7 protein-coding genes and 1 pseudogene are annotated in these 7090 nt (G+C 71.3%); 5 read left to right on the plus strand and 3 right to left on the minus strand.

What is annotated here, in order from left to right:
- Positions 1-20: 20 nt before the first annotated feature.
- Positions 21-713 (minus strand): glycerophosphodiester phosphodiesterase, encoded by a 693-nt coding sequence (locus tag VR44_RS26610; protein WP_045950144.1) that lies wholly within the window; start codon positions 711-713, stop codon positions 21-23.
- A gap of 190 nt (positions 714-903) precedes the next feature.
- The gene (locus VR44_RS26615) at positions 904-1554 is read right to left on the minus strand and encodes a PadR family transcriptional regulator (RefSeq protein ID WP_045950145.1); all 651 of its coding nucleotides are present in this window, start codon (positions 1552-1554) and stop codon (positions 904-906) included.
- A 49-nt stretch (positions 1555-1603) separates the two neighbouring features.
- Between VR44_RS26615 and VR44_RS26620 the strand changes: the two genes are divergently transcribed.
- The 5 genes from VR44_RS26620 (at position 1604) to VR44_RS26640 (ending at position 6867) form a co-directional block, all read left to right on the plus strand.
- Complete coding sequence (locus VR44_RS26620) at positions 1604-2746, plus strand: LLM class flavin-dependent oxidoreductase (protein WP_045950146.1); 1143 nt, start codon at positions 1604-1606, stop codon at positions 2744-2746.
- Between the two features lie 173 nt (positions 2747-2919).
- Positions 2920-4326, plus strand: a complete 1407-nt coding sequence (locus VR44_RS26625; protein ID WP_045950147.1) for a DUF6421 family protein — start codon at positions 2920-2922, stop codon at positions 4324-4326.
- A gap of 26 nt (positions 4327-4352) precedes the next feature.
- Positions 4353-5108: an SDR family oxidoreductase gene (locus VR44_RS26630; RefSeq protein WP_045950148.1), complete on the plus strand. Its 756-nt coding sequence runs from the start codon at positions 4353-4355 to the stop codon at positions 5106-5108.
- Positions 5087-6181, plus strand: a complete 1095-nt coding sequence (locus tag VR44_RS26635) for a threonine aldolase family protein (protein WP_045950149.1) — start codon at positions 5087-5089, stop codon at positions 6179-6181. The genes VR44_RS26630 and VR44_RS26635 overlap by 22 nt, the downstream gene beginning before the upstream one ends.
- An 86-nt stretch (positions 6182-6267) precedes the next feature.
- Complete coding sequence (locus tag VR44_RS26640; protein WP_045950150.1) at positions 6268-6867, plus strand: transglutaminase-like domain-containing protein; 600 nt, start codon at positions 6268-6270, stop codon at positions 6865-6867.
- Here VR44_RS26640 and VR44_RS46505 read toward each other — a convergent pair.
- Positions 6803-7090 (minus strand): annotated as a pseudogene (locus VR44_RS46505) (MFS transporter); the annotation flags it as partial. The gene VR44_RS26640 and the pseudogene VR44_RS46505 sit on opposite strands and share 65 nt — an antisense overlap.

Raw genomic sequence — 7090 nt, forward strand, 5'->3', positions numbered from 1 at the left:
CGCCGGGCGCGGCCGTCGGCTCAGGCGGTGAACCGGCCGGTGCTGCGGACCTCCGGGAAGTCCGTGGCGGCGCCGTCCAGTTGGAGGGAGCGCGCCAGCCGCAGCAGGTCCAGGCTGTTGACCGCCCAGCCCGTCACCCGCAGTCCGGCCGCGTGCGCCGCCTCCACCGCCTCCAGGCTGAGCCGGCGGACGTCGACCGCGACGGCCGAGGCCCCCGCCGCCCGGGCCGGCGCCACCAGTTCGCCGGGGTCCGCGCCGGGCCGCTCCACGCGCAGCGCCGTCCGGACCCCCGGAACCCGCCGGGCGACCTCGGCCAGCAACTCCGCGTCCTCCGAGGCCACCTCCACCCGGTCGGTGAGATCGCCGCGCAGGAGCAGTTCCACGAGGGCCCCGGCGGCGGCCTGGTCCCGCACCGACACCTGGAGCGGGATCCGGACGGCGTCCAGGACCTCCTCCAGGACCGGCACCCGTTCCCCCCGGCCGGCGTCCAGTTCGCGCAGCTCGGCGAGGGTCAGGTCGGCGACGGCGCCCGCGCCGTCCGTGGTGCGGTCCACCTCGGCGTCGTGCAGGACGACGAGGGCGCCGTCCTTGCTGAGGCGTACGTCCAGCGCGATGACGTCCATCCCGCAGCGTTCCGCCCGGATGAACGACCGCAGGGTGTTCTCCGGTTCCACACCCATGACCCCGCGGTGACCGATGGTGAGGAAAGTCAAGGTTCTCTCGCTTCCGTCGACGGCGGCTCCCGGCGCGGTCGCGGTGTCCCGCCCGGCCGCGCCCGGTGAGGACGCATGCTAGTGCGGACCGCGCGCGTTGGGACCGGGCGTGCACGGGCTCGCGGAAGCCTTCCGCCCGCTTCCCGTCAGGGGCGTGGGCCCCGCGACGGGCCCGGGCCGCCCCGCCGCGTCACCCGGGGGTGGGCGCGTCCCCGCCGGCTTGACGCTCCGCCCCCTCGGGGCGCGCCCGCTCCCGCCGGGCGGCCTCCGCGAGGTCCTCCAGCAGGGCCTCGGCCAGCTCCAGTTCGGCCAGGTGCCGGCGCTCGGCCCAGCGCAGGGCGAGGGCGGGGAAGGCCCACTCGGGTACGCCCGCCGCGTGCGCCATGGCCTCCCGTACGGCGGCCAGTTCGCCCCGGGTGTGGCCCCGGGTGTGCTCCAGGTGCTCCACCACCAGGGTGCGCAGCCGCTCGGGCTCGGACAGGTGTCCGAGCCAGATCCGCAGCAACAGCCCGTGCTTGAGTACGGGCGGCCCCGCCTCGGCGGTGTCCGCCGCCCAGGCCGCGAGCGCCTCACGGCCCGCCGCGGTGATGGCGTAGCGGCGCTTGGTGCGGAGCTCCTCCGGCCCCGAGCGCGCGGAGGAGGCGTACCCGAGTTCCTCCAGCCGCCGCAGTTCGGCGTAGATCTGGCTGATGGCGGGCGACCAGTAGAAGAAGCGCAGGGAGGAGTCCGCCCACTTCTTGAGCTCGTACCCGGTGCGCTCGCCGGGGAAGGACAGCAGGCCCAGCACGGCCCAGGCGGTCGGCGGGAGGTCTTGCTTCTTCGCGATATGACTACTAGTCATATTTCTAATCGAAGCAAGGCCGGGTACGGGACCCATCTCTGGAGGCATCGTGCAATTCTCCGTGATCTTCGAGGCTCAGCTGGCCGACCCCACCGTGGAGCGGGAGCACCAGGTCATCCGCGACTGCGTCGAGCAGGCGGTGTTCGCCGAACGCATGGGATTCGACCGGATCTGGGCCGTCGAGCACCACTCGCTCAAGTGGTACGCCCATATGAGCGCACCGGAGGTCTTCCTGAGCTACGTAGCGGCCAGGACGAACACGATACGCATCGGGCACGGCGTCGTGTGCATGCCCTTCGGCTTCAACCACCCGGTGCGGGTGGCGGAACGCGCCGCCATGCTCGACCTGCTCTCCGGCGGCCGGGTCGACCTGGGCGCCGGGCGCGGCGGCACCCTCCAGGAGACCTCCCTGTGCGGGGTCGACCGGGACCGCACGGAGGCCGAGGTGGAGGAGGCGCTGCGGATCATCGGCAGGGCCTGGCAGCAGGAGGAGCTGGAGTACCACGGCGAGCTCATCGACATCGACCCCCACCCCGTCCTGCCGCGCCCCGCGCAGACCCCGCACCCGCCGCTGTTCCTCGCGTGCAGCCGGGGCGAGACCCTGGTGAAGGCCGCCGAGCTCGGCATCGGGGCCCTGGTCATGGGCTTCGCCGGGCCGGAGTCCGTCGCTGGGATGCGGGCCGTGTACGACACGGCCCGCGCCGAGCGCGACGGCAGCCGGTTCGTGTCCTCCGTCGTCCACGACCACTTCTCCGTGCTCTGCCCCACCATCGTGCTCGACGACCCCGAGGAGGCCCGCCGGATCGGCATCCGGGGGCAGCGGTTCTTCGCGCAGTCCATCGGGCACTGGTACGGCGGCGCGGGCGTCCCGGACGAGGCGGTCGTGGCGGGCGCCGACGAGGCGGCGGAGCTGCGCCGGGCCGCCGAGCAGGTCGTGGCCAGGCTCCACGAGCAGGACGTCCCCGTACGGCCGACCTCCACGGCCACGTTCAACGCCGACCACGCCTACGGGAGCGCGGACGAGGCCATCGCGTACGTCGAGCGGCTGCGGGAGGCCGGCGCGGACGAGGTGATGTGCCTGGTCCAGATGGGCACCGTGCCGCAGGAGGCCTGCCTGGAGACCCTGCGCCAGTGGGGCGAGAAGGTCATCCCGCACTTCCGGGCAGGGGTGAACCCCCGGTCCGCCGATTAGGCCGGACGCTACGCCGATTACTAGGCGGAGTGGTGGATTCCACCGTGAGTAACGGGAAGACTTCCGGTGGAGTGGGGGGTGTTACAGAAAAATTTCCCGAGTTTCCTCTTGAGCGGGAGAGCCTCGCATGCATACGCTGTCTTAACGCGAGGTTCTCCTGTGGAGGAAGTGACATGACGGAAACTCTTGTGCCGGGCATCGGCGGGGCCGTGATAACCGCCGGGGCGCGGGTGGTGGACCACCCGGCGTGGCCCGAGCTCAAGGCCGCCGTGGAGGAGATCCGCCCCTGGCAGGCCAAGGACGGTTCGATCGACTTCGAGGCCGAGGGCGCCCCCGCCCCGGTCGAGGTCGAGGCCGTCGTCGAGCGCGTCGTCGCGGGCGTGGAGACCCTCTCCCCGCTGCTGCCGCACGCCGCCGCCTACCACAAGGCGCTCGTCGCCGACCTGCGCAAGTGGGCCGCGGAGGGCTTCGGCGTGCCGGACTTCCTCGACTCCCTGCTGGCCTTCCAGCCGGCCGCGCAGCGCGAGGACGGTCTGCAGCACCTCGTCGTGTTCCCGATGTACACCCAGAACGGCAACCTCGACCGCAACCTCGAGGCCGTCGTGCTGAAGATGGTGTGGCCCGACTGGCTCGCCGAGCTGGAGCGCACCCGGTACGACAATCCGCTGTTCCTCGGGATCACCTTCGAGGACTTCACCCCGGGCTACGACACCAACTCCGCCGTGCTCTTCCCGGAGACCATCGCCGTCCGCGAGGCCCCCGAGCGCTTCACCTGGGGCGGCATCTTCTGCGACCGCGAGGCCGCGCGCTACCGCAAGGTCACCGAGGCCGCCGTCGACATCCTGGGCATCGAGCTGCCCGAGGACATCGCCCGCATGGTCGAGGACCAGGAGCGCTGCGAGAAGGCCTTCGTCCTGTGGGACATGGTCCACGACCGCACCCACAGCCACGGCGACCTGCCGTTCGACCCCTTCATGATCAAGCAGCGCCAGCCGTTCTGGATGTACGGCCTGGAGGAGCTGCGCTGCGACCTCACCGCCTTCAAGGAGGCCGTGAAGCTCGAGTCCGAGGGCAACGAGCACGGCCGTGACGTGCAGTACGCCGTCCTCTTCGACCGGATGTTCCGCTTCCCGGTCTCCGGCGACCGCAACCGCAACTACGACGGCCTCGGCGGCCAGCTGCTCTTCGCGTACCTCCACAAGCACGACGTGGTGCGCTGGACGGACAACAAGCTGAAGATCGACTGGATGCGTGCCCCGCAGGTCACCAACCAGCTCTGCGCCGAGATCGAGGACCTGTACCGCGCGGGCATCGACCGCCCGAAGCTGGTCCACTGGTTCAAGGCCTACGAGCTGGTCTCCACCTACCTGGCCCCGCACCCGGGCTCCAAGTGGGCCAAGGGCCCCGACGCGCTCGACCTGACGCAGCCGCCGCGCAAGCTCGTCGACGACGTGCTTCCGGACGAGTTTCCGCTGAGCATGTTCTACGAGGCCCTCGCCAAGAAGCTCAAGGGTGTGATCGCCTCGACCAAGGGCATCACTCCCCAGAACGCCGACGACGCCTCGCGGACCGCCGCGTGAGCACTCGCCCTCAGGAGGCTGCACAGATGAACGGCTCCGGGAACGGCCCGCTCCAGGGCGCGGTGGTGGCGGTGGCCGGGGCCGGCGGCCCCGCCGGCCGCGCCGCCCTGCTCCGCCTGGCGGAAGCGGGGGCCACCGTGGTGGCGTCCGACGCCGACGCGGCACGCCTCGCGGAGTCCGTGGACGCCGCCCGCTACGCCCACGGGGGCGCCACCGTCACCGGTGACACCGTCGACCTGCTCGACCTGGAGGCCACCAAGGCCTGGGCCGAGCGCACCGAGAAGGAGTTCGGCCGGGTCGACGGCCTGGTCCACCTCGTCGGCGGCTGGCGCGGGAGCAAGACGTTCACCGACGTGGACCTCGCGGACTGGGACCTCCTGGAGAAGCTCCTGATCCGCACCGTCCAGCACACTTCGCTCGCCTTCCACGACGCCCTGGTGCGCAGCGGCCGCGGCCGCTACGTGCTGATCAGCCAGTCCGGCGCGCACAAGCCGGTCGCCAACAACGCCGCGTACAACGCGGGCAAGGCGGCCGCCGAGGCCTGGACCCTGGCCATGGCGGACTCCTTCCGCAAGGCCGGGGGCGAGGACGGCCCCGCCGCCGCGGCTGCGATCCTGGTGATCAAGGCACTGGTGCACGACGCGATGCGCGCCGAGCGCCCCAATGCGAAGTTCGCGGGCTTCACCGACGTCAAGGAGCTGGCCGAGGCCATCACCGGCGTGTGGGAGCGGCCCGCCTCCGATGTGAACGGACAGCGTCTGTGGCTCACTCCGCAACCGTGAGAACCGACAACGGCAAGACCGACGCCCGCCGCCACCACGACCCGGCGGTGCGCGGTTTCGCCAGCGACAACTACGCCGGGGTCCACCCGGAGGTGCTCGCGGCCATCGCCCTCGCCAACGAAGGCCATCAGGTCTCCTACGGCGAGGACGACTACACCGAGCACCTCCAGAAGGTGTTCCGCAGCCACTTCGGTCCGTACGCCGAAGCCTTCCCGGTCTTCAACGGCACGGGCGCCAACGTCACCGCCCTCCAGGCCATGACCGACCGGTGGGGCGCGGTGATCTGCGCCAAGAGCGCCCACATCAACGTGGACGAGGGCGGCGCGCCCGAGCGGATGGCCGGCATCAAGCTGCTGGCCGTGCCCACTCCGGACGGGAAGCTCACCCCCGAGCTGATCGACCAGGAGGCCTGGGGCTTCGAGGACGAGCACCGGGCGATGCCCCAGGTCGTCTCGATCACCCAGAACACCGAACTCGGCACGGTCTACACCCCGGACGAGATCAGGGCGATCTGCGAGCACGCCCACGGCCTCGGCATGAAGGTGCACCTCGACGGCGCCCGGATAGCCAACGCCGCGGCCTCGCTCGACGTGCCGATGCGCACCTTCACCAACACGGTCGGGGTGGACGTGCTGTCGTACGGCGGCACCAAGAACGGCATGATGTTCGGCGAGGCCGTGGTGGTGCTCAACCCGGACGCGGTCCGGCAGATGAAGCACGTCCGCAAGATGTCGATGCAGCTCGCGTCGAAGATGCGCTTCGTCTCGGTGCAGCTCGAAGCGCTGCTCGCCAAGGACCTGTGGCTGCGCAACGCCCGCCACGGCAACGCGATGGCCCAGCGGCTCGCCGCGGGCGTGCGCGAGACCGACGGGGTGGAGATCCTCTACCCGGTGCAGGCGAACGCGGTGTTCGCGCGGCTGCCGCACGACGTCACGCGGCGGCTCCAGGAGCGGTACCGCTTCTACTTCTGGGACGAGGCGGCCGGCGACGTCCGCTGGATGTGCAGCTTCGACACCCGCGAGGAGGACGTCGACGGCTTCCTCCAGGCGCTCAAGGAGGAGCTGGCCCGGTAGGTGCCACTCCGCAGAGTACTGAATATTTATGCCTCCGACCGCAAATCTATTGATCTGCGGTCGGAGGCATGCCTATGCTGCCGATCATGCAGCTCATCCAGCAAAACCCAGACATACACGCCTATTTGGCCTCGAGTGAGGCCATCGACCACTGGCACCCCCTGGTCCAGGAGACCGCCGACGCCCTCTGGAACTCCACCGGCGATGCATATTCATACGCCGAGGCGGCCTTCGAGTTCGTCCGCGACACCATTCCGCACTCCGCCGACTCCGGCGACATGCGGGTCTCCTGGCGGGCCTCCGACGTACTGAGCACCCGCAACGGCATCTGCTACGCCAAGTCCCACGCCCTCGTCGCCCTGCTGCGCGCCCAGGGCATCCCCGCGGGCCTCTGCTACCAGTTGCTCGGTGATGACGACGGTTTCAACCTGGTACTCCACGGCCTCGTCGCCCTGCGGCTGCCCGGCAGGGAGGAGTGGTCCCGGGTGGACCCGCGCGGCAACAAGCCGGGCGTGGACGCCCGGTTCAGCCTCGACGTGGAGCGACTCGCCTTCCCCGTACGGCCGGAACTCGGCGAGATCGACCACCCCGGGCTGTACGACGCCCCGCACCCCGCCACGCTCAAGGCCCTCCAGGAGTCCGCCGACCGGCCGGAGCTGTGGCGGAATCTGCCGACCTCCCTGTAGCCGGCACCCGGGCCACCCGCCCGCGCCCCGCCACCAGCAGGTGCAGCGCGGCGGCCGCGAGCTGCAGCACGGCGATCCCGAGCAGCAGCGTCCACGGCGGCGCGGCGGCCGCCAGCCCCACCAGGGCGGCCCCCGTGGAACCAGCCGTCACCTTCAGCCCGGCCCCCAGGGTGAACACCTGCGCCCGCACCGCGCCCGGGGCGTGCTCCGAGCGGATCCGCAG

The organism is Streptomyces katrae (assembly GCF_000966975.1).
Taxonomy (GTDB): domain Bacteria; phylum Actinomycetota; class Actinomycetes; order Streptomycetales; family Streptomycetaceae; genus Streptomyces; species Streptomyces katrae.

Excerpts from the sequence above, each read along its gene's own strand:
- VR44_RS26615 (WP_045950145.1), bottom strand. The coding sequence starts at position 1,554 with ATGACTAGTAGTCATATCGCGAAGAAGCAAGACCTCCCGCCGACCGCC.
- VR44_RS26625 (WP_045950147.1), top strand. The coding sequence starts at position 2,920 with ATGACGGAAACTCTTGTGCCGGGCATCGGCGGGGCCGTGATAACCGCC.
- VR44_RS26630 (WP_045950148.1), top strand. The coding sequence starts at position 4,353 with ATGAACGGCTCCGGGAACGGCCCGCTCCAGGGCGCGGTGGTGGCGGTG.
- VR44_RS26640 (WP_045950150.1), top strand. The coding sequence starts at position 6,268 with ATGCAGCTCATCCAGCAAAACCCAGACATACACGCCTATTTGGCCTCG.